Annotated in this window: 27 protein-coding genes; 14 read left to right on the forward strand and 13 right to left on the reverse strand. The window is 44.7% G+C overall.

Annotated elements, in window-relative coordinates; genetic code table 11:
- The first annotated feature begins 164 nt into the window (after nucleotides 1-164).
- Both H6G17_RS13640 and H6G17_RS13645 read left to right on the forward strand, forming a co-directional pair.
- Complete coding sequence (locus H6G17_RS13640) at nucleotides 165-593, forward strand: hypothetical protein (protein ID WP_192157955.1); 429 nt, start codon at nucleotides 165-167, stop codon at nucleotides 591-593.
- A gap of 120 nt (nucleotides 594-713) precedes the next feature.
- A complete protein-coding gene (locus H6G17_RS13645; RefSeq protein ID WP_192157957.1) occupies nucleotides 714-971 on the forward strand; it encodes a hypothetical protein in 258 nt (85 codons plus the stop codon).
- Nucleotides 972-1228: 257 nt separating this feature from the next.
- On the opposite strand, the gene rph is transcribed toward H6G17_RS13645, so the two are convergent.
- A complete protein-coding gene (gene rph / locus H6G17_RS13650; RefSeq protein WP_192157959.1) occupies nucleotides 1229-1957 on the reverse strand; it encodes a ribonuclease PH in 729 nt (242 codons plus the stop codon).
- A gap of 329 nt (nucleotides 1958-2286) precedes the next feature.
- On the opposite strand from rph, the gene H6G17_RS13655 reads away from it, so the two are divergent.
- The gene (locus H6G17_RS13655; RefSeq protein WP_106547535.1) at nucleotides 2287-2823 is read left to right on the forward strand and encodes a P-loop NTPase family protein; all 537 of its coding nucleotides are present in this window, start codon (nucleotides 2287-2289) and stop codon (nucleotides 2821-2823) included.
- A gap of 131 nt (nucleotides 2824-2954) precedes the next feature.
- Here H6G17_RS13655 and H6G17_RS13660 read toward each other — a convergent pair whose 3' ends face one another.
- The gene (locus H6G17_RS13660; protein WP_192157961.1) at nucleotides 2955-4370 is read right to left on the reverse strand and encodes a protein-glutamate O-methyltransferase CheR; all 1416 of its coding nucleotides are present in this window, start codon (nucleotides 4368-4370) and stop codon (nucleotides 2955-2957) included.
- A 319-nt stretch (nucleotides 4371-4689) separates the two neighbouring features.
- On the opposite strand from H6G17_RS13660, the gene H6G17_RS13665 reads away from it, so the two are divergent.
- From H6G17_RS13665 to H6G17_RS13675, 3 genes are all read left to right on the forward strand, one after another.
- Nucleotides 4690-5661 (forward strand): NAD(P)H-dependent glycerol-3-phosphate dehydrogenase, encoded by a 972-nt coding sequence (locus H6G17_RS13665; RefSeq protein WP_192158121.1) that lies wholly within the window; start codon nucleotides 4690-4692, stop codon nucleotides 5659-5661.
- Nucleotides 5662-6101: 440 nt separating this feature from the next.
- Nucleotides 6102-7352, forward strand: coding sequence for an RNA polymerase sigma factor SigC (gene sigC, locus H6G17_RS13670; RefSeq protein WP_015152358.1), 1251 nt, complete (start codon nucleotides 6102-6104; stop codon nucleotides 7350-7352).
- A gap of 244 nt (nucleotides 7353-7596) precedes the next feature.
- Nucleotides 7597-8052, forward strand: coding sequence for a transcriptional repressor (locus H6G17_RS13675; RefSeq protein ID WP_015152359.1), 456 nt, complete (start codon nucleotides 7597-7599; stop codon nucleotides 8050-8052).
- 45 nt (nucleotides 8053-8097) lie between these two features.
- Here the strand turns inward: H6G17_RS13675 and H6G17_RS13680 are convergent, their stop codons facing one another.
- The 9 genes from H6G17_RS13680 to H6G17_RS13720 all read right to left on the reverse strand — a co-directional run bounded on the left by H6G17_RS13680 (nucleotide 8098) and on the right by H6G17_RS13720 (nucleotide 14412).
- Nucleotides 8098-8589, reverse strand: coding sequence for an SH3 domain-containing protein (locus tag H6G17_RS13680; RefSeq protein ID WP_192157963.1), 492 nt, complete (start codon nucleotides 8587-8589; stop codon nucleotides 8098-8100).
- Between the two features lie 160 nt (nucleotides 8590-8749).
- On the reverse strand, nucleotides 8750-10264 hold the full coding sequence (locus H6G17_RS13685; RefSeq protein ID WP_192157965.1) for an AAA family ATPase: 1515 nt from the start codon (nucleotides 10262-10264) through the stop codon (nucleotides 8750-8752).
- An 11-nt stretch (nucleotides 10265-10275) separates the two neighbouring features.
- Nucleotides 10276-10785, reverse strand: a complete 510-nt coding sequence (locus H6G17_RS13690; RefSeq protein ID WP_192158123.1) for a YceD family protein — start codon at nucleotides 10783-10785, stop codon at nucleotides 10276-10278.
- 75 nt (nucleotides 10786-10860) lie between these two features.
- Nucleotides 10861-11379 (reverse strand): R3H domain-containing nucleic acid-binding protein, encoded by a 519-nt coding sequence (locus H6G17_RS13695; protein WP_192157967.1) that lies wholly within the window; start codon nucleotides 11377-11379, stop codon nucleotides 10861-10863.
- A 3-nt stretch (nucleotides 11380-11382) separates the two neighbouring features.
- Entirely contained in the window at nucleotides 11383-12534 is a 1152-nt protein-coding gene (yidC, locus tag H6G17_RS13700) for a membrane protein insertase YidC (protein ID WP_192157969.1), read from the reverse strand.
- 152 nt (nucleotides 12535-12686) lie between these two features.
- On the reverse strand, nucleotides 12687-13079 hold the full coding sequence (locus H6G17_RS13705; RefSeq protein WP_015152365.1) for a PH domain-containing protein: 393 nt from the start codon (nucleotides 13077-13079) through the stop codon (nucleotides 12687-12689).
- Nucleotides 13066-13479 (reverse strand): ribonuclease P protein component, encoded by a 414-nt coding sequence (gene rnpA, locus H6G17_RS13710; RefSeq protein WP_192157971.1) that lies wholly within the window; start codon nucleotides 13477-13479, stop codon nucleotides 13066-13068. The genes H6G17_RS13705 and rnpA overlap by 14 nt, the downstream gene beginning before the upstream one ends.
- 143 nt (nucleotides 13480-13622) lie before the next feature.
- Nucleotides 13623-13757: a 50S ribosomal protein L34 gene (gene rpmH / locus H6G17_RS13715; protein ID WP_015152367.1), complete on the reverse strand. Its 135-nt coding sequence runs from the start codon at nucleotides 13755-13757 to the stop codon at nucleotides 13623-13625.
- A 142-nt stretch (nucleotides 13758-13899) separates the two neighbouring features.
- Nucleotides 13900-14412 carry a DUF2808 domain-containing protein gene (locus H6G17_RS13720; protein ID WP_015152368.1) on the reverse strand — a complete coding sequence of 171 codons (513 nt, stop codon included), beginning with the start codon at nucleotides 14410-14412 and terminating at the stop codon, nucleotides 13900-13902.
- An 863-nt stretch (nucleotides 14413-15275) separates the two neighbouring features.
- Here H6G17_RS13720 and H6G17_RS13725 point away from each other — a divergent pair.
- The 8 genes from H6G17_RS13725 (at nucleotide 15276) to H6G17_RS13760 (ending at nucleotide 21088) form a co-directional block, all read left to right on the forward strand.
- Nucleotides 15276-16448, forward strand: coding sequence for a Re/Si-specific NAD(P)(+) transhydrogenase subunit alpha (locus tag H6G17_RS13725; protein WP_192157973.1), 1173 nt, complete (start codon nucleotides 15276-15278; stop codon nucleotides 16446-16448).
- Nucleotides 16449-16527: 79 nt separating this feature from the next.
- A complete protein-coding gene (locus H6G17_RS13730) occupies nucleotides 16528-16821 on the forward strand; it encodes an NAD(P) transhydrogenase subunit alpha (RefSeq protein WP_192157976.1) in 294 nt (97 codons plus the stop codon).
- Nucleotides 16818-18221, forward strand: a complete 1404-nt coding sequence (locus H6G17_RS13735) for an NAD(P)(+) transhydrogenase (Re/Si-specific) subunit beta (RefSeq protein ID WP_192157978.1) — start codon at nucleotides 16818-16820, stop codon at nucleotides 18219-18221. The genes H6G17_RS13730 and H6G17_RS13735 overlap by 4 nt, the downstream gene beginning before the upstream one ends.
- Nucleotides 18222-18347: 126 nt before the next feature.
- Complete coding sequence (locus H6G17_RS13740; protein ID WP_192158125.1) at nucleotides 18348-18641, forward strand: (2Fe-2S) ferredoxin domain-containing protein; 294 nt, start codon at nucleotides 18348-18350, stop codon at nucleotides 18639-18641.
- A 27-nt stretch (nucleotides 18642-18668) separates the two neighbouring features.
- Nucleotides 18669-18917: a DUF6737 family protein gene (locus H6G17_RS13745; RefSeq protein WP_106547021.1), complete on the forward strand. Its 249-nt coding sequence runs from the start codon at nucleotides 18669-18671 to the stop codon at nucleotides 18915-18917.
- A 92-nt stretch (nucleotides 18918-19009) separates the two neighbouring features.
- Nucleotides 19010-19666 (forward strand): serine/threonine protein kinase, encoded by a 657-nt coding sequence (locus H6G17_RS13750; protein WP_192157980.1) that lies wholly within the window; start codon nucleotides 19010-19012, stop codon nucleotides 19664-19666.
- Between the two features lie 45 nt (nucleotides 19667-19711).
- A complete protein-coding gene (locus H6G17_RS13755) occupies nucleotides 19712-20131 on the forward strand; it encodes a peptide chain release factor 1 (RefSeq protein WP_192157982.1) in 420 nt (139 codons plus the stop codon).
- A gap of 87 nt (nucleotides 20132-20218) precedes the next feature.
- Complete coding sequence (locus H6G17_RS13760) at nucleotides 20219-21088, forward strand: NAD(P)-binding domain-containing protein (protein ID WP_192157984.1); 870 nt, start codon at nucleotides 20219-20221, stop codon at nucleotides 21086-21088.
- A gap of 117 nt (nucleotides 21089-21205) precedes the next feature.
- Here H6G17_RS13760 and H6G17_RS13765 read toward each other — a convergent pair whose 3' ends face one another.
- Together H6G17_RS13765 and H6G17_RS13770 are read right to left on the reverse strand one after the other, a co-directional pair.
- Nucleotides 21206-21877 carry a hypothetical protein gene (locus H6G17_RS13765; protein ID WP_192157986.1) on the reverse strand — a complete coding sequence of 224 codons (672 nt, stop codon included), beginning with the start codon at nucleotides 21875-21877 and terminating at the stop codon, nucleotides 21206-21208.
- Nucleotides 21868-23175: an N-6 DNA methylase gene (locus tag H6G17_RS13770; RefSeq protein ID WP_192157988.1), complete on the reverse strand. Its 1308-nt coding sequence runs from the start codon at nucleotides 23173-23175 to the stop codon at nucleotides 21868-21870. Before H6G17_RS13770 ends, H6G17_RS13765 begins: the two co-directional genes overlap by 10 nt.
- Between the last annotated feature and the right edge of the window lie 22 nt (nucleotides 23176-23197).

Raw genomic sequence — 23197 nt, forward strand, 5'->3', positions numbered from 1 at the left:
AGTCATACATGTACTGCAAATTACGACATTTTAAGCCTGAGCAATTTTTATTTTTAAATGAAATAATGACTGATAAATCAAGCTAATCAATCAACTATGTGCAAAAAATAATTCATTTTGTAAGATGCTCGTTCAGAGTGAAAATTCTGACAAAATCTTGAATTATGAAGAAAATTTGCCCAAATTTAGGTTTAACTCTAGCTATTTCGCTATTCCTCGCATCTTGTACCGGAGTACAAGAACAAGCTTCACAACTTAAAGATAAAGCCAACCAAGCTCAAAACATGGCTCAGCAAGCACAAGATGTGGCTAGCAAAACAACTAGCGCGCTTGGTAATTTGGGGAATCTCAAAGAAACCATTAGTCCTTTGACTGACGGCGTAGCGCAAACTTTGTCTGCTGTAAAAGCTGGTAACTTTACAGCAGCACAAACGGAATTTACTAAGCTGCAAGATGGCTGGAAAGGATTAGAAAGTACTCTGAAGACTGTATCCCCCGATGCTACCAAAATGATTGGCGAGAAAATTACAACTATTGCCACAGATTTGAAATCGAGTTCGCCAAATGTGGCAAAACTCACAACAGAATTGTAGGGACTTTCAACTGCATTCAATGGTTTTGTAACTAATAGCACTTCTGGAGTTGCTACTAACACTACCACCACGGAGACAGCGAATAGCAATGTTACGGCTATTCAAAGCAACTTATTAGCCATGAAAGACGAACTAGCTAAGGCAAGCACTGCTGTAGAATCAAAAGATTTTGCTACTGCAAAAACTGCTTTTGGTGCTGCTCGCCAAACCTGGTATAAGTTTGGTGGTAGCGTGAAACAAAATTCTCCCGATACTTACCAAAAGCTAGAAGCAGGGGTGAAAGATGTTAACTCTGGACTGAGCGAAGCACAGCCTCCACGAGATACTGTTTTAACTAGCTTGAAGACGCTTTCTACCGATTTAGACGGTGTGAAATAATTGTCTAGTAAGGTGGGCATTGCCCACCTTACGCTTGGATTTTTATGATAAATATTCCTGTACAAATATGTAATTAGTAATGCGATCGCTCGTGATATTATATTATCAATTACCTAGATGGTTTACTTCATAATGAAAATCCAAGCTTTGTTAAAAAAGTCAAAAATATTTCCATTATAAAATAGATAATACCACAATCGCGAAGCATATTCTACCCCACCCCCTTATGTTTTTAACCTATCAACAATAGCTTGCACCTAAAGATTGAAATCGCCCAAGGCTTGACGTTGTGCTGCTAGTAAATCTTTAATTCCCAGTTCTGCCAAATCGATAATTCGATCCAATTGAGCGCGGCTGAAACTACCTGCTTCGGCGGTTCCCTGAAGTTCGATAATTTCTAATTGGTCATTCATGACGACGTTGAAATCAATATCGGCGGCGACATCTTCTTGGTAGTTGAGATCTAACAATGGCACGCCTTCAAGCAAACCCACAGAAACGGCGGCGATTTGGTGACGGATGGGCGATCGCGTCAGATCTCCCCGTTCTAAAAGCTTGCCGATCGCATCGGCAAGCGCCACAAACCCACCTGTAATTGCTGTGGTTCTCGTACCTGCATCCGCCTGCAATACGTCAGCATCTACGGTGACTGTAAGCTCTCCCAATGCTTCTAAATCGAGTCCGGCTCTCAAGCTGCGTCCGATTAACCTTTGAATCTCCTGCGTCCGTCCAGACAGCCTGTAGGTTTCTCGTTCTTGGCGTTGGTGGGTAGCAGTGGGAAGCATTCTGTATTCAGCCGTCAGCCAACCCTTGCCCGAACCTTCCAAAAATCTAGGAACTCCAGGCTGAATTGATACGTTACACAACACCTGAGTATTGCCGCACTGGGCTAAAACAGAGCCAGTGGCAAAACGAGTAAAATCCCGTGTAAAACTGATAGGACGCAGTTGATTTGCTAACCGATTATCCGAACGCTCCCAGGTCATGGTTCTTAGCTGTAGTGACCTAAATCAGAATACAGGGTCGAGCATACAGTTAACACTTTCGCTAGGCTTAATTTTTTGTAAACTTTTGGTGTGGAATATGTGGAGGGCGATCGCTATGCTGGGAAGTCAAAAGTCAAAATCCTGCAACAGAATCTCCGCCAACTGGGACTTATAGTAGCGATATTGCGACCCAGAGGATAGTTTCCTATTGACTAAAACATAGATGTAGTGTTTCACTAAGGAGTATTCTGAAAGACTACACTATATATCGCATATTGCAGTTTCTCCGAACTCAGCTTTAACTCAAGCATCTGGATAAAAGTGACTTTATGATTGCTCAGCTAGAGACCCCAACCGTTCATTCTCCTTGTCAACCACCATACACAGTTGAAGGATTAGTACAAGTCTTTACTTGCTCTCGTCGTACCTTTTTGACAAGCGTGATGGCACAGGCTTTAAGGGTTTCCGGTCAAGGGACTCCAGCGCTCATTGTCCAATTTCTTAAAGGTGGGATAAATCAGGGTCATTGTCATCCAGTTAAGTTAGGGCAAAACTTGGATTGGATTCGCTGCAATCTTCCCCGTTGCATTGACACGCCACAATTAGACGAAGCCGAAAACCGTTCTTTACAAGAACTGTGGCAGCATACGCGCCAAGTTGTTTCCCAAGGGCAGTACTCATTGCTAGTATTGGATGAATTAAGCGTGGCTGTCGAATTTGGCTTAATCCCTCTAGCAGAAGTCTTAGATTTTATTCAAAATCGCCCCAAGCACGTCGATGTGATTCTGACTGGCTCGAATATGCCTCAACCCGTACTCGATGTGGCAGATCAGATTACAGAAGTACGGCGCAGCCACCAGATGTAAGTTTTTCTAGGCTAGAATGCCTGTGAATTTATTATATAAATAGTGCCTCCTAAAGCGCTATGTCGCGCGTTCGAGACGTACCAGTCCCGTAATTTAAGATATGAAGTCAGGCAGAGCGATCGCAATTGCCATCAATTTCTAAATTGCATATCTCTTTCGATAAATTGTAGTTCTTGATCTAAGGCTTCTAATTCTTTTTGAGTCTCTTCAAGCTCGATGCGAGTTGTATCAAGTACCATTTTTGTTTCCTGACATGTTTCCGAAACTCTGGCTAATTCCGAATATTTGTATTCTAGTTTTTCTATGATTTGTTGGCGATCGCTGACATCGATGAACGTCAAGTTAACTCCCAGCAAATCATTATTTGTGCTGAAAACAGGTGCGATAAAAATATCGAGATACTTTGTTCCTTCTGAAGTTATCCACTTAATATTTTTCAAATTGACTGGACGACGATCGCAGTAAAATTTGCCGATCGCAACATGGGAACTCACTAACTTTCCGGGTAAAAGTTCTGAAAACGGAAGGCTCCAATCGGAGAGCGTTAATCTAAATAAAAAGTTTGCCTGTTCGTTAGCAGCAACTAAACGATTATTCAGATCGACCGATAGCTGAGCAAAAGGACTTGTCTCAAATGCAGCTTGCCAAAAGCATAGTTGGGAGACTAGTGAATCGCTAGCTTCCTTTAGGCGAAATTTAGGAGTGATTGAGAGGCGATCGCCTAACTCCAAATGTAGTCCTTTGATATAAATTCGATGCTTGATATTGTCTAGCATGAAAATCGGTCTTTGAGCAGTCAGTGTTTCATGCTTACCTAGAAAGAGAAAGCCGTTGTTTTTCAGCGCAAAATGAAAGCGAACCAGAATTCTTGCTTGGATATCTGGATTGAAATACATCAGGGTATTACGGCACGCCAGCAAATCGATTTTGGACATCGGTGCATCTTCAGCTAGGTTATTACAACCACAGATGACCCTACGGCGAAGTCTGCGATCGAAAGCATAGCCTTGCTCGGTTGGCTCAAAGTATTTCTTGAGTAAATCTGGAGCAAGTCCTTTCACTTCATTCGCGCGATATACCGCTTGTCGTGCTTGTTGAAGGGCAACTTTATCCACATCGGTAGCATAGAGTTGAACTCGCTGCAAACACGACTCAATTCCCAAAGCTTCTGCAAACAAAATGAGTAAACTGTAAACTTCCTGCCCAGAAGCACAGCCCGCACTCCAAACGCGAATCGGTTCGTCAGGCTGTTTGCTAGCAATAATTTTAGGCACGCTCTCGCTGGCTAGATAATCCCAAGCTTCGCGATCGCGAAAGAAACTAGAAACGTTAATCAGTATGGAGTCTAAAAGCTCAATCCACTCTTGAGCATGGCTTTGCAAATACTGTAAATAGTCCTGATAGCGCTCAATGTGGAGCTGCTGCATTCGGCAAGAGAAACGCCGCATTAAGGTAGGGCGTTTGTAGCCTGTAAAGTCACAACTCTGGTTGCGTTTGAGGTAGTCTAATAACGCTTCAAAATCTCGATCGAGTTCGGGGGGCTTCATTAATAAATTTTAAAGTTTATCTTGGTAGTTTAAAATTCTTAATACAAAACTTATTGCGACTTCAGCGAAAATAGCCAGCCGATCGCGGTTGCTCCTCACTCAACTCCCAAACTTTCGACATGGAACGTCCCATTGTGGAGTTCGACCGAGTATGGTGTCTCTATGCTACTGACACTGACATTGTGTCGCTCTACCAGTTTTCTTTCGTTACCCTCAATAGACTGGGGCGGATCGATCGAGTTAACCTAGACTAGAGAGCGAGGCTCTCAGGTAAAATCCGCTCTAAAAATTGAGTCATAATTGAGATTTTAGGTTTGTGATTCATCCAAAATCCCAGTCTCTCGCTAGCGATCGCCAACACTCAACTCAAAATCCAAGATCGGTGGTGGTTCTAGGTGCTGGGGCTTGGGGAACGACGTTAGCATCTCTCGCAGCAGCTAATGGTCATCGCGTGCAAGTGCGATCGCGGCGCGATGGGGCAATTTCGCCTAGCGAGATCGAACGTGCGGATGTAGTTGTTTCTGCTGTCTCAATGCAGGGTGTAGCAACAGTCGTTCGAGAAATTCAGACTTTACCTCTTTTACCCGCAACAATTTTTGTCACGGCAACCAAAGGACTCGATCCTGTCACAACTCTCACCCCAGCCCAGATTTGGCAGGCGGCTTTTCCCGATCGCTCGGTAGTTGTACTGTGCGGTCCTAATTTAGCCAAGGAAATTCAACAAGGATTACCCGCGGCAACTGTTGCTGGTAGTACTGACGACAACGCCGCAGTAGCAGTGCAAGCAGTATTTTCCTCGCCGCAGTTCCGCGTTTATACCAATTCCGACCCTTTGGGCGTAGAGTTGGGCGGGACGCTGAAAAATGTGATGGCGATCGCGGCGGGTGTTTGCGATGGTTTGCAGTTGGGTACAAATGCTAAAGCTGCACTCGTTACCCGTGGACTGACGGAAATTATCCGCATCGGCAACAGCTGGGGAGCAAAAACAGAAACTTTTTACGGTCTATCTGGTTTGGGCGATCTGCTGGCAACTTGTAACAGTCCCCTCAGTCGTAATTATCAAGTTGGATATCAACTCGCCCAAGGTAAAACCCTGTCCGCAATTCTCGCTCACCTAGAAGGAACGGCTGAAGGCGTGAATACGACTCAGGTACTCATGCAACGCGCTCGCCAGCAAGACATCTATATGCCGATTACGGCTGAAGTTTATCGTCTCCTGCAAGCGGAAATTACACCCAAGCAAGCGCTGGAAGCACTGATGCTGCGCGACCTCAAATCGGAATTATTGTAGAGGCGATGGTTCGACCGAATCGCTCCTACGTAAATCCACACAAATTTCATAAAACTTTACGCGATCGCAACTGATTCTCCGAAATTTCTCAGACAAAAATTGTAGTTTACACTAGGGTGCGATCTCACACATTTATCTTAAATCGCGTTTATTCTTGAAACGCTAATTTTGCGATACTTTTCAGCCTTTCAACAAGATATTGAAACCAAATTGCTGCTTTAAGTATCCGCAATCCTAACATCCGTAGCAGTATCAGTTCGTACTTGAATTCACTAGAAAATTTGGAGTTATTCCTGAAGTTAGTGGGCGCGATCGTCAAGTTTCCTCGTAAATCTAGCAGCAAGATGTTAGTTCGCCAAGATCGCTGGGAACAATAGCATCAGCAACAAGAAGCAACCGAGTGAAGTCTATTGTCACCTGGAGCAGTTGAGATAACCCCTATGCAAGCACTATCTTTTTACGCGGACGCAGCCTACGAACCCCAATCAGCACCCCAGCGCTTTCGGTCAGATTATCCAGAAGATGATACCGATCTGGGCGTGGATGACCTGCTGACTTTGGATATTGACTCTAACGAGCGGGAGAGCCTACAACCTGGTGTTACCCGTCGGACTACAGACCTAGTTCGTTTATACCTGCAAGAGATCGGTCGCGTCCACCTGCTAGAAAGAGATGAAGAAGTTTCCGAAGCTCAAAAAGTGCAGCGTTATTTACGAATGCGAGCGCTGTGCGTCAGTCATGCAGCAAAGGACGACTCGATTATCAAAACATACATCACCCTAATTGAAGCCCAAGAGCGCCTGACCTCCGAGCTAGGACACCGCCCCTCTTTAGAACGATGGGCTGCTAGCGCTGGTATATCCGTGATGGAACTCAAACCCGCTTTGGCAGTTGGGAAGCGCCGTTGGGCTGAAATTGCCAAAATTACCGTCGAAGAATTAGAGCAAATTCAAAACGACGGGATTCATGCCAAAGAACACATGATCAAGGCGAATTTACGCCTAGTTGTTTCAGTTGCGAAAAAGTATCAAAATCGCGGTTTGGAACTGCTAGATCTGGTTCAAGAAGGTACTCTGGGGTTAGAAAGAGCGGTAGAAAAGTTCGATCCTACCAAAGGTTATCGCTTCAGCACCTACGCTTATTGGTGGATTCGTCAAGGTATTACCCGCGCGATCGCCACCCAAAGCCGTACCATCCGTCTTCCAGTTCACATTACAGAAAAACTGAATAAAATTAAGAAAGCTCAGCGAAAACTGGCGCAAGAAAAAGGTCGTACCCCTACAATCGAAGATATTGCGCTCGAATTGGAGATGACTGCGCCTCAAGTACGGGAAGTGCTACTGAGAGTTCCTCGTTCCGTATCTTTGGAAACAAAAGTTGGGAAGGAAAAAGATACTGAGTTAGGAGATTTACTCGAAAACGACAGTATTTCCCCTGAAGAGTTGCTCATGCGTGAAGCTCTCCATCGAGATTTACAGCAACTTTTAGCAGATTTAACCGATCGCGAACGGGATGTTATTTTGATGCGCTTTGGTCTGGGAGACGGACACTGTTACTCTCTAGCCGAAATTGGACGTGCTTTAGACTTATCACGGGAAAGAGTGCGTCAAATTGAATCTAAAGCACTACAAAAGCTACGACAACCCAAACGACGCAATCGCGTGCGGGATTACTTAGAGTCCTTGAGCTAACAATTTGAGCTAACAACATCGATCGGGTGAAGGATCGTGACCGTGTTTTTTACAACCTAGTTAGATTCACTTTCATTCTTCGTTCTTCACCTCTTCTGCCTATTTTTTAGCCAGAAGATTTTTATTATCTGCAAACTACGACTCTCTTTTCTTAAAAATCATTCTCAATAGTTATAGCTTGTTGACACTTCAACCAATAATTGACTATACTTATCAATTATTAAGCTTGCTTAAAAAGGTGGTTATGACTGCATACTCAGCTACCTCACTTAAGGCAGAACTCAACGAGCGGGGTTGGCGACTCACACCGCAGCGCGAAACGATCCTACAGGTTTTTCAAGAACTGCCTAGAGGAAAACATCTAAGTGCGGAAGAGCTTTACCAACAATTAGAAACTCAAACAGCAGGAATCAGTCTGTCAACGATTTATCGCACTCTAAAGTTAATGGCGCGGATGGGAATTCTGCGTGAGCTGGAGTTAGGAGAGGGACATAAACATTACGAGATCAATCAGCCTTACCCTCACCACCACCACCATTTAATTTGTGTTAGGTGCAATAAAACAATCGAGTTTAAAAACGATTCCATCTTAAAAATTGGCTCAAAAACAGCTGAAAAGGAAGGGTATCATTTGCTCGATTGCCAACTAACAATTCATGCTGTTTGTCCTTCTTGTCAAAGAGCGTTGTTGCCGATCTAGAATCTTGGTGTTATTGGTTGTCGGTTGTCGAGCGCAGATTGCTCTTCACTGGATTTTCTCAATGTTACCTGCTTTGATCCAGCCTTCGCGATCGCTATCCGATAAGCGAACTCTTTGCCAATTTTTATCTGGACTTGCTTCTAAAACTACGATTTGTTGATTGTATTCCAACCCGCCGATGCGTTCAGCACCCGCTCCAGGCTCGGCACGGAGACTTAAGCCTTTTTCCCAAGACACCCTAGCTCTATAGGTTCCTGGCGCTAGAGGCTCAGTAGAATTAGTGTCAGAATTCGCTTTCTCGGTCGTAGATTCAGCGTTATTAGTATTATCGGGATTAGATATTTCAGGCTGTGCTTGCTGTTTCGGAGCAGGCACAGCTTTTGGTTTTTGGTTGAGTTCGTTAGCAAAAGTCGGCTTAGGCGGATGAGTTGTGACTCTATACATAAAATATAAAGCAACTGCGGCGCTACCACCAGCCAAGATCGCCAGCGCTAAGCTAACACCCAGGACAAATTTAGCTGCTCCTGCCAAAGTCATGGCGATACCCTACTATTGTCCCATAATTACTACAGCACGAATCCTAGCATAATCGTCTGAATGTAGTAGATTTTTTAATTATTGGTAATTGGTAATGGGTAATTGGTAGTTGCCCCTCTGCACCTGAAGCCCCTCTGCTCCCTGATAACTGATAACTGTTCTACTGCAATTGCCGCTGAATTCGGTTGCTCAGGCTGCTGTGTTTAGAGGCGAGACGGGCTTTTCCAGCCGCTGCCCAATCTTGCAAAAACTGAATTTGTTCTTGGGCAGTACGGGCAAGGGGAATGATTTGACTCGCCGCCTCTAAAATGTCGTCAGTAGTAAAGTCTCGATTTTGACTGAAGCCGATGTGCATGGCTTCCACGATTGTTTGCTCGATTTCTGCCCCAGAAAAATCAGGAGTTTCGTAGGCAAGGCGATCGAGATCGTAACTTTTGAGATTATGCGATCGCAGGCGAGATAAATGGACGGTGAAAATTGCTTTGCGTTCTTCCTGAATCGGTAAACCAACAAAAAAGATTTCGTCAAATCTGCCTTTACGCAACATTTCCGGTGGTAAAGCATGAATATCGTTGGCAGTTGCAACGACAAACACGGGAGAAGTTTTTTCTGCCAACCAGGTGATAAATGTTCCAAAGACGCGGCTAGTCGTGCCAGCATCGCCTTTTGCTCCCAACCCGGCAAAAGCTTTATCAATCTCATCTACCCAGAGAATACAGGGGGCTAAGGCTTCCGCGACTTGAATCATTTGTCGAGTGCGAGATTCTGATTCACCTACCAAACCACCGAACAATCGTCCCACGTCCAAGCGTAACAAAGGTAAGTGCCAGTGATGGGCGATCGCCTTGGCTGTGAGCGATTTACCCGTTCCCTGAATCCCAACTAACATCAGTCCGCGTGGATAGGGTAAACCGTATGCCCTAGCGCGTTCGCTAAATGCCCCACCCCGACGTAACAGCCAATCTTTGAGATTGTCTAAACCGCCAATATCCGAAATTTTTTCAGTAGCAGGGTAAAAGTCAAGAATTTGAGTTTGGCGAATGGTCTGGCGCTTTTCTTCCAAAACCAATTCGACATCTTCCGGTTGAATCTCTCCGTGAGAGGCGATCGCCCTTGCTAGTACCCGCCGAATCCGTTCGATGGATAATCCTTGGCACGAACGCACGAGTTCATCTACCGTTTTAGCTTCTAAAGATTGCCCTGTGGCTGCCAAAAGGCGTTCTACCTCCAACTTAATCTCAGCGGCAGCGGGTAGGGGAAATTCTAAAATGGTTAAAACTTCACCCAATTCTTCCGTAGTGACGATTCGTGGCGACAGCAAGACGATATTTTTCGGCTGCGATTTGAGTACCCGCGCTAAGTTGCGGAGTTTGCGCGACACGGAAACATCTTCTAAAAAGCGATGAAAATCACGCAAAATAAAAACTGCCGGAGCCGAAGCAGGCAGTTTCTCGACAAATTCTAGAGATTGTAGAGGATTACGACGACCGAATCCAGCATCATTAGGATTACCTTGGTAGCCATCGACAAAATCCCAAGTATAGACAGCGCGATTTCCTTGGATGCGGGCTTCTTCCCGAATCGCTACTTCGGCTCGTTCTTCCTCATAGGTAGGAATATAGACGATCGGGTAGCGGGCGCGTAGCAACAGTGCAAACTCTTCGCGGAAGCTCATATCAGGTGTCCCTAATTAGACAAGTGATTTTTCAAGGATTCTAAAGATGCCCAGCGGCGATCGCTCGATGGTTCTGAAGGTTCTTCTGGCTGCGGCGATAGTTGAATGCCCTGACACAGACTGTCACACAACTGACGCTGAGGCATGGCTAGACATAATTGCTGGTACAACCACTCCCCAGGCTCGAAATGACCTGTAGGCTGTAAAGTTTCGACCAGATCTTCAAATGCGACTTCTAACTCGATCGCAGTTTCTTCTTTACCTGCTTCTGGATCTAGCCAAATAATTTCTGAAGCTTCTACTTTCAGGCGATGGTTGTATTGTTGCAAACAGCGATGGCAAGTCAAGGTAACGATGGTTTCTACCTGAGCTGAAACCTCTAGGTAATTGCCACCGTGTTGCACGCGCACCTGACCGCGCACCGGAGTTAGGGTGTCTAGATCGGGTAAGAACTCATCAACCTCGATGACCCTAGTTTTTTGCGGTGCTGTTGTCAGATGAGGAATGTAAATTGCCTCCATAGGGCTTGCCAAGTTATAAATTAAATAATCTCAAATCCTTAATTCCGAATTCCGAATTCCGAATTCATTTTCAGTCTAGTTACTACCGATCGTGCGAATCACCAACTGACGATGTGGTTCTTTGCCACGACTGAAACTTTCTAAATCGGGAAATTCCTTCAAAAAAGTATGAATTTGCCTCCTTTCAGCGGACGAAAGAGATTTGATCTCCACCTCTTGTCCTGTGGTACGGACTTGTTCTATGGCTGAGGTGGCGATCGCTTGAATTTCCGCTTGTCGCCGCAAGCGATAGCCATCCAGCTCAATTATATAAGCGGCTTGCCGTTCCTGAGGTTGGTTTAAATTCAGGGTAGCATTAGCAAGATACTGAATGGCATCTAGAACCGAACCTTCCGCACCAATCAAAGCTTGGACTTGCTCTGGTGGTAAATCAGTCTGCTCGATTGTCAGCCAATAACTATCGTGTTCTTCTGGGTCGCTGTTTGCTGTTTTTGGGGTTTGCAATTTAGCTGTAACTTGAGTAGAGACTCCTGACAGTTGCAGGAGTTGCTCTAGCCATTGCTGACCCCGCTGCCCGATCTGCTCGTCACTCATGATTTAGCCTGAAGGTTTTTCTTTTTTCTTCCGCCCTGGTTCAAAAGGAAGCGACTGACGACCTGCATCGTCTCCTGCTTTAGCATCTGCTGCTTCGACAAGCTTTTGTAAGTTTTCTGGTAGGGGTTCGCGGGAAACAATGTATGTCTGGAGTGTTTGGAATATATTTGCAATCAGCATGTACATCAACACGCCAGCAGGTAGCGGAAAGAACAAAAACATCCCTGAGAAAATAATTGGGGTGATCTTGTTGACTGTATCTTGTTGGGGATTGTTAGAGGTAGAACCCTGACCGGATAGAACTTGGTTGAGATAGAGACTTAGACCAAAACCAATCACCATTGCCACAATATCCCAATGGATCGTTCCGTCTTCATCAAAAGCGCCGACTCTACCGAGGGCATCAATAAATAAAAAGCCCTTGTTAGCTGCAAGTCCAGGGATTGTTGCTTGAATTGTCACATCACCTGGTTGAAGGGCTTCAATATTACCGTTTTCATCAATTTTTACCCTTTCTTCCCCTTTGGTGACTTTCCACTTGGGGGCGAGATTGGTATCTGGATACTCTGCTACTAGAGCTGAGAAAGGCTTACCCTCTGGAGTTTGAAAATCAATTTTAGTTTTGTCCCCGACCAACAATTTATTACCACTGGGCAAGATCGCTGCAACGCGAGCGTGAACGCCATCAGTAATGTAAATGTTTTGCGGCGGAGTGGTAAAAGCCTGCGGCTGAATGCGTTCGATCTGTTCTTGGGGAAAGACTTGCAGGTTGACGTTGTAGTTGATATCCGAAAACGGCGATCCCCGCAGCGTCGCGAATAGGGCGAACAGTACGGGCATTTGCAGCAAGACTGGCAAACATCCTGCCAATGGATTGCCAAATTCTTTGTAAACAGCGCCCATTTCCTCCTGCATTTTGGCAGGATTGTCTTTATAACGCTCTTGAATCTCTTTGACGCGCTTTTGCATCAAAGGTTGAGTAACTCGCGTGCGGCGCATCGTCCGAATCGATCCGGCACTCAGCGGATAGAGCGCAAAGCGAATCACCAGTGTCAAGGCTACGATCGCCAACCCGTAGCTCGCCACGATCCCGTAGAAAAAATCTAGGATCGGCAACATGACGTTGTTGGAAAGAAACCCTATACCAAAATCCATTATCTTGAAGTCAACCTGAAATAATTTGTCATTCGTCTGAATCTAATCTATCCGATTTTAGTCATCGGTCATTTGTCATCAGTCATTTGCCAACCAATGACAAGCGATCGATAACTAACAACAGAGAACTACTAATTGCTTACATAATATTCTCAAGTTGTAGCTTTGGTTTTGACTTGAGGATTTTTTTCGGCTGCCTTTTCGCTGATATAATCGTATAGTTCGCGGAATTTGGGAACCGATCTCATTTCCAAACGGCTACCGTTTCTTAGAGTGAGTACCATATCGCCCCATAAACCGAAGCCGCGCGGTACTTTTACAATTTTGACAATCTCAGCATAAATGATATCGGTGCGATCGCGCCCCATCCAGCCGCCTGTAACAGAGATACGGCGATTTGTGATGCGGTAGCGCAACCACAACGCCCGTACAATTGCACCAACTGTCAAGGGGATACCAATCAGCGTCAGCCCGATGAGCAAATTAATAATTAGATCCCCAACGTGAGGACCACCTTCGTAGTAAACTTCTTCACGAATTCCCATTAAGCACCTCGGCTGCTACCAATAACTGCTCTAATTCTTGCAGAAATTGTTTGGTTACGCACTCCTGTCGTGCTGCTGATGGTTGAACGATAACTACCAGTAACCATCCGGGTGAAATTCGCGGCAATAGACAGCGAAAGGCGACCCGCAGTTGTCGCTTAATCCGATTGCGAACGACTGCTTTTTTACTCACTTTTGTGCTGATGGAAATACCGATCCGTGTAGGCGCACCTACTTTATGCGTAGCTGTGGCTAGCTTGCCGTCTGCTACTGAGGTTGTGGCATTTTGCATTCGCAAAGCCCTCAAAGTCATGCGATCGCTATTGCGCCGTATTCCAGCTCGAAATACGGCGCGAAAGTCTTCTCTACTTGAGAGCCGATTTACTTTTGACAAACCCAAATGACCAGTTATCAGTGAAGAAAGGGAGTAGGGAGCAGGGAGTAGGGAAGAGTTGTCAGCAGATAGTTAATTGTCTCTTACAAAAGCGCCAATTACCAATTACCACTCACTACTCACTGATTTATTCAATTCTGTTAGGGACTTTAGACGGTGAGGCGGTGACGACCTTTTCTTCTGCGCGCTCTAATCACGTTTTGTCCGTCGGGGGTGCGCATCCGAGCGCGAAACCCAGATGTTCTCTTTCTTTTGCGGTTAGTACCTTCCAGCGTGCGTTTCATAAATCTGCTCTCTCAGTTATTCGGAATTTTTAGCTAAAAAAGTCACGATCTGCAATTTTAGCATGAAAGCTTCGTAACCAGATAGTCGTTGTAGAGACGTTACGTGTAACGTCTCTACAACGACTATCTGGTCGCTTCCTAATCAACTGATAGTAACGATCCACGTTCCCAGATAGCGCAGTAGCGGTACGTCCCCAGGTGTTTGAATCTGACAGTTAAAGTAGAAAGTACCACCAGAGCTAGGATTTTTCACGTTCGAGAAGACCAATTCCACTCTGCTACCAGCGGGAACGGGTTCTTTAGGATAAATATCAACTTTATGATTTTCCTTATCCCAAACAACTTCTTGCAACGGCACTTTATCACCCTTAATCCGCACCTCAATCCGATCGGTGTCAAATTTACCTTTAAAATAGTCTGGGTAGGAAATAGAAAACTGCGATACTGCCAAGTTCAGCTTTTTCTGTGGAATTCTCAACCGATAGCGATCCCAGCCGCTAGTTTGTCCGCCAAAGTCTAATTTGTAGGGGAGTTGATTCTCGCGCTTTACGCCACTCCAGAGAGTAAATCCTGATGTACCCTGAGCGGATGATACAAGGGGCAACCCAGTTAGTAATAAGCCAGAAACGGCGATCGAGGCAAGTAGGCGACGCATAAAAGCTCCTTCGGACAACAATTGTAATGAGCCGCACTCCTCACAACAAGAATAGTGCGTTACTAAGTCTAATTTACTAGAACTCGCTCGATCTCTACAGACGCTGTGTGTTAGTTATTAGTTGCAGTTGTCAGGGATCGCACGAGCAGGGAGCAGGGAGTAGGTAGAACAGAGCTGAGGGAGCTGTAGGGCGTAGACGCGAAGCGGCTTCTCGAAGAATAGCCCTTCTCGTAGCCCGAAGGGCTTGCCGAAGGCTAGAATGGGAGCTGAGGAAACAGAGGAGTAGAGGAGTAGAGGAGAAATTACTAGTCACTAGTCACTGATAACTGCTCGCTCAATTACGAATTACAAATTACAAATTACGAAATATAAACTTTTTGTTATAAAAATTGAGTTGTTGAGTCACACAATTGATAGTTGTCTACGCTACAGTCATCAAGATACCTTTTGAGCAAGTTTTATTTAATAGCTTTATCTTAGTTCTGGGCAAATCCCGAACAAAATATAGACTAAATCAGTTGTTATTACAATTACAGTTTTGGCAAACAATCGCAAATGCTGAAGAAAAAAGATGACAGCAGGCTTGTCAGCACGAGTAGTCATTCACCTCCGGCTGGCAATTCATAAAAGAAGTTAAAGAGACAGATCTAAGCTTTGAAGCGCAACATAAGATCGAAAAAATGTGAGGATCGATCGCAAGATCTGCAATTTTTGCATTGTTTATGATGCCAAAAATAGATTGCAATTGGTAAAAGAGGAGTAGGGAGATTAAGTATTACTCGATCGCGAGAAAACTGCCCATAAAGCAAAGATTTGCGATCGCATGAGAGGAAGAATTTAGCTGTTGTGTTAACGGAGAAGTCATGAAAATAGCGGTGGCAAAAGAAATCGAAGTTGGAGAGCGTCGGGTCGCTCTAGTACCAGATGTCGTTGCCCGATTGGTAAAACAAGGTGTAGAGGTGTGGGTAGAAGCGGGAGCTGGCGAACGCGCTTTCTTCTCGGATGCAGCCTACAAAGCCGCAGGAGCCAAAATCGTTAGCGATCCGGGATATCTGTGGTGGGAAGCAGACGTGCTGCTGAAAGTAGGAGTCCCTCAAGAACGCGAAGATGGACGCTCGGAAGTGGAAATGTTGCGGGAAGGAGCTGTCCTCATTAGTTTCCTCAATCCCTTGGGAGAACCTGCGATCGCCAAGCGGCTAGCAGAACGGCGAATTTCAGCCTTTAGCATGGAGATGATCCCCCGCACGACAAGAGCGCAGAGCATGGATGCTTTGTCTTCTCAAGCCTCAATCGCGGGTTACAAAGCAGTGCTAATTGGAGCGGCAGCTTTACCCAAGTACTTTCCCATGTTAACAACAGCGGCGGGGACAATCGCCCCAGCCAAAGTATTCATAATTGGTGCGGGAGTAGCAGGATTACAGGCGATCGCCACTGCAAGACGACTGGGAGCAGTTGTAGAAGCTTTTGATATTCGTCCGGCGGTGAAAGAAGAAGTCCAAAGCTTGGGAGCCAAGTTTGTTGAAGTGCAGTTAGAAGAAGAAACTGTAGCTGCTGGCGGCTATGCAAAGGAAGTTTCGGAAATAGCAAAACAGCGCACTCAGGAAGCGATCGCGGAACACGTCAAGCTATCAGATGTAGTTATTACCACCGCACAAGTCCCTGGTAGAAAAGCACCGATCCTCGTGACAGAAGAAATGGTAGCGCAGATGAAGCCAGGTTCGGTAGTTGTCGATTTAGCCGCAGAACAAGGTGGTAACTGTGCTTGCACGGAGCCAGGAAAAGACGTACAGCGCAATGGTGTCACCATCATTGGCACGATCGATCTCCCCTCATCCGTACCCATCCACGCCAGCCAGTTGTATGCCAAAAACCTGCTGTCACTGGTGCAGTTGATGATTAACAAGGAAGATAAAAGCCTTCAGCTCAATTTTGAAGATGACATTATCGAAGCAGCCTGTATTACCCACGCTGGAGAAATTCGCAATTCACGGGTAAAGGAAGCCTTGGCAACACTAGTGGGAATTGGTAATGGATAAGTCGTAAGTCCTAAGTCGTAAGTGAAAACTAGCTACTGACAAATGACCGATGACGAATGACCACAAGGAGATTTAATTCATGACAGAAACACTAATAGCAGCTTTATTCGTGTTTGTTTTGGCATCGTTTGCGGGATTTGAGGTGATTAATAAAGTCCCGCCAACGCTGCATACACCTTTAATGTCTGGTTCTAATGCAATTTCAGGAATTGCAGTTATCGGTGCTTTGCTGGTTTCTGGTCCCAAGGAATCAAATTTATCAGTAATTTTAGGCTTGATTGCCGTGATTCTAGCCATGATTAACGTTGTCGGTGGTTTTTTAGTCACCGATCGCATGTTGCAAATGTTTAAGAAAAAAGAGGTAAAAGCGTGAGCGATTTTCTGCCAACTGGGATTCAGCTGACTTATTTAGTCGCTGCCTCTTTATTTATTATTGGTTTGAAAAAACTGAGTTCGCCTGCAACAGCGCGTAACGGTAATTTGTTAGCCGCAGTCGGGATGCTACTGGCGATCGTGGCAACGCTGCTCGATCGGCAGGTGTTGAACTATCAAATGATTGTAGTAGCTTTAGCGATCGGTTCGGCAATAGGTGCGATCGGGGCTTACAAAGTCCAAATGACTGAAATGCCTCAAATGGTAGGCTTGCTCAATGGTTTGGGTGGTGCTGCTTCTGCTTTAGTGGCTGTCGCCGAGTTTTGGCGACTGTTGGGAACTGCCGAACCAGTATCGCTCGATGCTAATATCTCCATGCTGCTCGATGTCTTTATTGGTGGCATCACCTTTACGGGTAGTATGCTGGCTTTTGCCAAACTGCAAGGACTGATCGGCGGTTCGCCAATTACGTTTCCGTTGCAGCAACCAATCAACGCGCTGCTGCTCGTTAGCTACATTGCGGGTAGCGGCTTTTTGTTGGTCGATCCCACCAATCTCCCTATATTTTTGGGATTAGTCGCTGTTTCCCTGGTTCTAGGGGTGATGTTTGTCATCCCCATCGGTGGAGGCGATATGCCTGTCGTGATTTCGCTGTTGAACTCCTTTTCTGGTTTAGCGGCGGGTGCGGCTGGTTTCGTGGTGATGAACAACGTGCTGATCATCTCTGGTGCATTGGTAGGCGCTTCGGGATTGATCCTGACGGAGATCATGTGTAAAGCGATGAACCGCTCCCTGATTAGCGTCTTATTTGGTGCTTTTGGTGGCGGTGGCTCGGCTAGTGGTGTTGGTGGTGCTGCCGCAGGCGATCAAGCTACCCGTTCTGTAGATGCTGAAGAAGCCGCAATGATGTTGGGTTATGCTCGTTCTGTAGTGATCGTTCCTGGTTATGGGATGGCAGTAGCTCAAGCACAGCACACCGTTCGGGAGCTTGCGGATCAGTTAGACAGATTGGGTGTAGAAGTTAAATATGCCATTCATCCTGTAGCGGGACGGATGCCGGGACACATGAACGTGTTGTTAGCAGAAGCAAACGTGCCGTACACTCAGTTGTACGACATGGATGATATCAACCCCCAGTTCGATCAAACTGATGTGGCTTTGGTAATTGGTGCAAACGATGTTGTCAATCCTGCCGCACGGCACGATACCGCGAGTCCGATTTATGGAATGCCGATTTTAGAAGTCGATCGGGCAAAGCATACAATCGTGATTAAGCGAGGCATGAGTACGGGTTTTGCAGGGGTAGATAACGAGTTGTTCTACAAAGACAAAACCATGATGTTCTTTGGTAGTGCTAAAGATGCCGTAGCGAAGTTAGTATCGGAAGTGAAGCATCTGTAGGAATTTGAAATTTTGGTTCTTGCGCAGCTGAAGGCAAATTTCATCATAATTGGTTTCATGTAGGGGCGCACAGGTGTGCGCCCCTACTACATATTGCGCCCCTACATGTTGTATTTAGATAAATTCATGGGGAATGGAGCGAATTTTCGTCAGCGAGTTTTAGTTTGTCAAAACCGTACTTGTCGCAAGCAAGGTGCGCGTAAGGTGCTAGCAGCATTTCAAGCGCAGTTAGTTCCTGGCGTGGAAATTAAGAGTAGTAGTTGTTTGGGACAATGCGGTATGGGACCGATGGTATTAGTTTTGCCAGAAGAGGTTTGGTATTGCGGGGTACGTGCTGATGAAGTTTTGGCGATCGCCCAACGCCACCTTAGAGAGGGGAAACCCGTCACTACTATGCTGTACAAGAAGTTTCATCATTAGCAGTTAATACCATCAGAAGTTAATATCATGCATCAACTCCCCGATCGCAAACCCGTCAGTGTTTGGAATTATAAGCCTTGGTGGTGCCAGCCTTGGTCGATTTTCCTTACAGGTGTAACGCTCATTAGCGGTAGTTGGTTTTTACTCAAAACTTGGTGGCTGACGATTCTCGTTGCCATACCCGTACTCACCTGGATGACTTTTTTTCTCTTCATTTACCCTCGATTAGTCATACAAAATGGTATTTTGGACGCATTGCCACCCAACGATGAATAAACTGCGATCGCAGTGGCAAGCGATCGAACAAGAACACTCGCACTGCACCAAGTTAGCATGGGAGCAATCTTGCCATCCCTGGCAAACTGTATATGAAACAAACGCATCTGGATTGGTTAATCGAGCTGATCGAGCGGGAATTACTGCCTGGATTACAGATTGACAGCATCGAACCCCACAACCCTGTAGTCGTCAGCAAAGTTCCTTCCCCTTGGCAATTACTAGGAACAGGGAATTATGCCGCAGTATTCTATCACCCCAGCCAGCCAGATCGAGTCGTGAAAGTCTATGCGCCCCATCGTCCAGGTTGGACGGAGGAACTAGAAGTTTACCACCGTTTGGGTTCCCATCCTGCTTTCTCGGAATGTTTATATGCTGAGGAAGGCTGGTTAATTCTGAAGCGGTTGTATGGCATGACTCTTTACGACTGTATGCACCAAGGAATAGCAATTCCAAAGCAAGTCATTAAAGACATCGACGCAGCTTTAGATTACGCCCGCAAGCGCGAACTGCATCCTCACGATGTCCACGGTCGGAATATTATGATGTGGGAAGGCAGGGGATTTGTAGTCGATGTTTCTGACTTCTTGCACGAAGAGGCTTGCTCGGCATGGCAGGATTTGAAGAAAGCTTACTACTGGTTATATCTGCCGATTCTTTGCCCGCTACGGCTGCGAATGCCTTATTTTATTTTAAATATTGTCCGCAAGTCCTACCGTTTGTATCGTCGCTTTGTTTCTAATCGGTAATTGGTAATTGGTAATTGTAAGTACTCTCAATCACGGCTCTGAACTATGTCAAATCCCCTCCAACGCTTAAAATTTTTACCGTGGCGATCGCTATTCCTACTTTCTATCCTTGTAACGCTGATTGTTGTCGTTATAGATTTCTTCTTTATTGTCGGCTCTGACTTATCGCCAGCATTAGCACGGATCGTCGGCTTAATGTATGGTGGCAGTTTAGGTGTAATAGTACAATTTGCTGGCGTTGTCGGTGTTGGAGCATTAGCAGTTTACCTACTAGAAAAATTTTTCGCCAACATAACTGTTAACACTGGTGTGCTGTGGGCTTTGGTGTTGTGTTTGACTCTCTGCTTGTTAGTCAGGTCATTTCTACCTATTCCCGAAAGATTAGTCAGTATATACAACAACGAAATGCAGTTGATCGCTATTGTCATTGGGGTATTTTGGAAAGGTCGTCCTTATTGGCGATAGGACTTGAGGATTTGAGATTGTAGATTATGTAGAGACGTTACATGTAACGTCTCTACATGTAATATCCCTATATTGGGAGGGAAAGTAGTGAAGGTAGGATTTCTCGGGACTGGGTTGATGGGATTGCCGATGGCACAAAGGTTGATAGCTGCCAACATAGAGCTAGTTGCCTACAATCGTACCCCAGAAAAATTAGCTCCGCTCAAATCGGCTGGCGTGGCGATCGCAACTCGTCCAGATGAGGTGTTAGCTGCCTGCGAGTGTATTATTTTGATGTTGACGGATGCTAATGCTATTCGAGATGTCCTGCTATCTCCAACAGTGCAGCAACACTTAAAGGGACGCACCATCATTCAAATGGGAACTATTACCCCCACCGATAGCAAAGAGATTCAGCAACAAGTTACTGCGGCTGGGGGAGATTATCTCGAAGCACCCGTGTTAGGGAGTATTCCCGAAGCACAAACAGGAAAATTAATCGTGATGGTAGGGAGTTCGCCAGCACAGTTTCAGAGATGCTTAAGTTTGCTGCAAAACTTTGGCTCCGAACCATTGCACATCGGTGAGGTTGGGAGTGCAGCGGCTGTGAAACTAGCACTCAATCAACTCATAGCCTCTCTCACCAGTGCTTTCGCCTTGAGTTTAAGTTTAATCGAGCGTCAGGGAATTGATGTGGAGATTTTCATGCAAATTCTTCGTCAAAGCGCTCTTTACGCACCCACATTTGATAAAAAATTACAGCGAATGCTCGATCGCAATTACGACAATCCCAATTTTCCTACCAAGCATTTACTCAAAGATACCAATTTATTTATTTCTGAAGCGCGATCTCAAGGACTTAACGTAAACCATCTAGAAGGAGTCCGGCAAATACTAGAAATTGCGATCGATCGAGGTTTAGCCGATACAGATTATTCTGCCTTATATGAGGCGATCGCGCCTTCAGATAATTTGTAATTAATTCAGATAATCCATAATTAATAATCGATCATTCTATCAACGTGCTGCTAGTCTGCCAAACCTTCGAGTTCTGCCTGCTTTTCTGTTTGGATGTTTGTGAACCTTGGAATTTTTCTAAGTAAACTCATAAGACAAAGCATCATCTGATTTTTCTACCATATCTGCTATTGCTCTCTCCGAAGCTCGATACATTTGAATGCCGTTTTTGACAACTTCAGAAATTGTTGCACGTTGTGATAATAGCTTTTTGGGAATAGGAAGTGTTAAAAGAGCTGATTCAATGAATCTTGGGTGATGTCCACCTTCTTGCGATACTTTAAGCACCTCCTGAATCTTTCTAGAGAGAAGGAATGGTACTAAAAATGCTATAGAGAGGTCATCGATTGGACGTAAAACAAAAAATTCGGTAGAGCATAAAATTCGAGCATTTTGAACGTTAGGTATCTCTTCATCAATAAATGCTACTTGACGTAGGTAGGGTCTAAGTCGAGAAATAATAACGTCTCCAGATATTACTTCCTTCTTAGCACTCCCAATTTCTGTAGTCACTACTGGTTGCTTTCTAGCAATTACAATACCTTCTCGAACATCGGATGTATCAAGTACAAAGCATTGTCCAACGTCAGTAGAAGACTGAACCATTTTCCTAGCGGAAATAACGATTTCACCAAGCTCGATTACCTCATCTCCCTTGGTATCAAGTTTTCTTCTCGGATCGTATCTTTCTGGAGCAAGAATTACTGGTGAAGCAAGACGCGCTCTTGACTTAATTGAAATTACAGCCATTTCTCTTCCCCAAACTTAATATTTTCTTGTATTAAGAATCTTGCAAAATTTTCAGCTATCTCTGAAAAATCATGATTTACTGCATCCCAAACACTATCCATATCCGAAGAAGTTTCACGTAAAATAAATTGTCCTTTGGAGTTTTTTCCATCCTTTTCACTAATTGCAAAGAATATATTATAATCTACTGTAATCTTTGTTGAAAGACGATTTTTTTGAAGAAATAAGATACTAGCTTTCTGATGGGTATGAGGAAGAAAAGTATGCCTTCCTAATCCTATAACAGCAAGAACTCTTGCTTTTTTTAAAATCCATTCTCGTAAAAATTCAAACGAATTACCTGCGAATTTATTATGCGGCAAGACTATAGCCAAACGTCCACCAGGTTTCAAAAGTTCAAGACAACGTTCAATAAATAATATATCTCTTTCAACTCGATGCTTTTTGTTTGCAACAGTATAACAATTCAAAAAATGCTTTTCTCGAATTTCACCAGCGAAAGGAGGATTTGTAAGAATAACATCAAAACCTTTGTGACGTTTCATTCGACAGCGACATACATCTTCTATAGTCAGATTTGGCTCGTCTGTATGATTAAATAATCCAACCATATCAGATTTTAATAAACTATTAAGTCGAATAATGTTACTACTTCCATCTCCTGCAAGTAGCATTAAAGCCTTAGCAACTCGTGTAGCTCTAGCATCAATATCAAACCCCCATAATTTTTCACTACAAAACCGCTGGAGTTCTTCTACACTATCCAGTCCCTCATTTTTTCTCACAAAACTTAGTGTATGAAGAAGGAATCCGCCTGAACCACAAGCTGGATCGAGAACCGTTTCATATGAAGCTGGTTGCAAAATTCGTACACATAGTTCAACTACGTGTCTTGGGGTAAAGTATTGCCCTTTCGATCCTTTGGCAGACTTGGAAACTATAAATTCAAAAAAACTATCAATAACATCAAAACTATCATTTGAAATGGTGTGCTTTGAAATAGCATCTACACATATGGAAAGATGTTCAGGCGTGAGTTTAGACTTAACTTCATCAAGAACTCCAGACCATTCCTTCTCAGCTTGCTGCATGAGTTTAGTAATGGCTTCAAATGTAGCTTCATCAGTGCTGTAACGATGAAATTTTGATTGCTGGCTTCGTTCGTCCCATAGTTTTGCTATAAGCAACTTAAAAACCTCTTCAAATTCGTCTTCTCCAGAATTTGCAAGAACAAGTTCCTCTATACGGAGGAATAATGATTGAAGATTTCCTTTTTGATTGTGATGTCTTTTAGCCATAACCTTTCTTAAAGTCATCCTG

Source organism: Chroococcidiopsis sp. [FACHB-1243], from assembly GCF_014696895.1.
GTDB lineage: Bacteria > Cyanobacteriota > Cyanobacteriia > Cyanobacteriales > Chroococcidiopsidaceae > Chroococcidiopsis.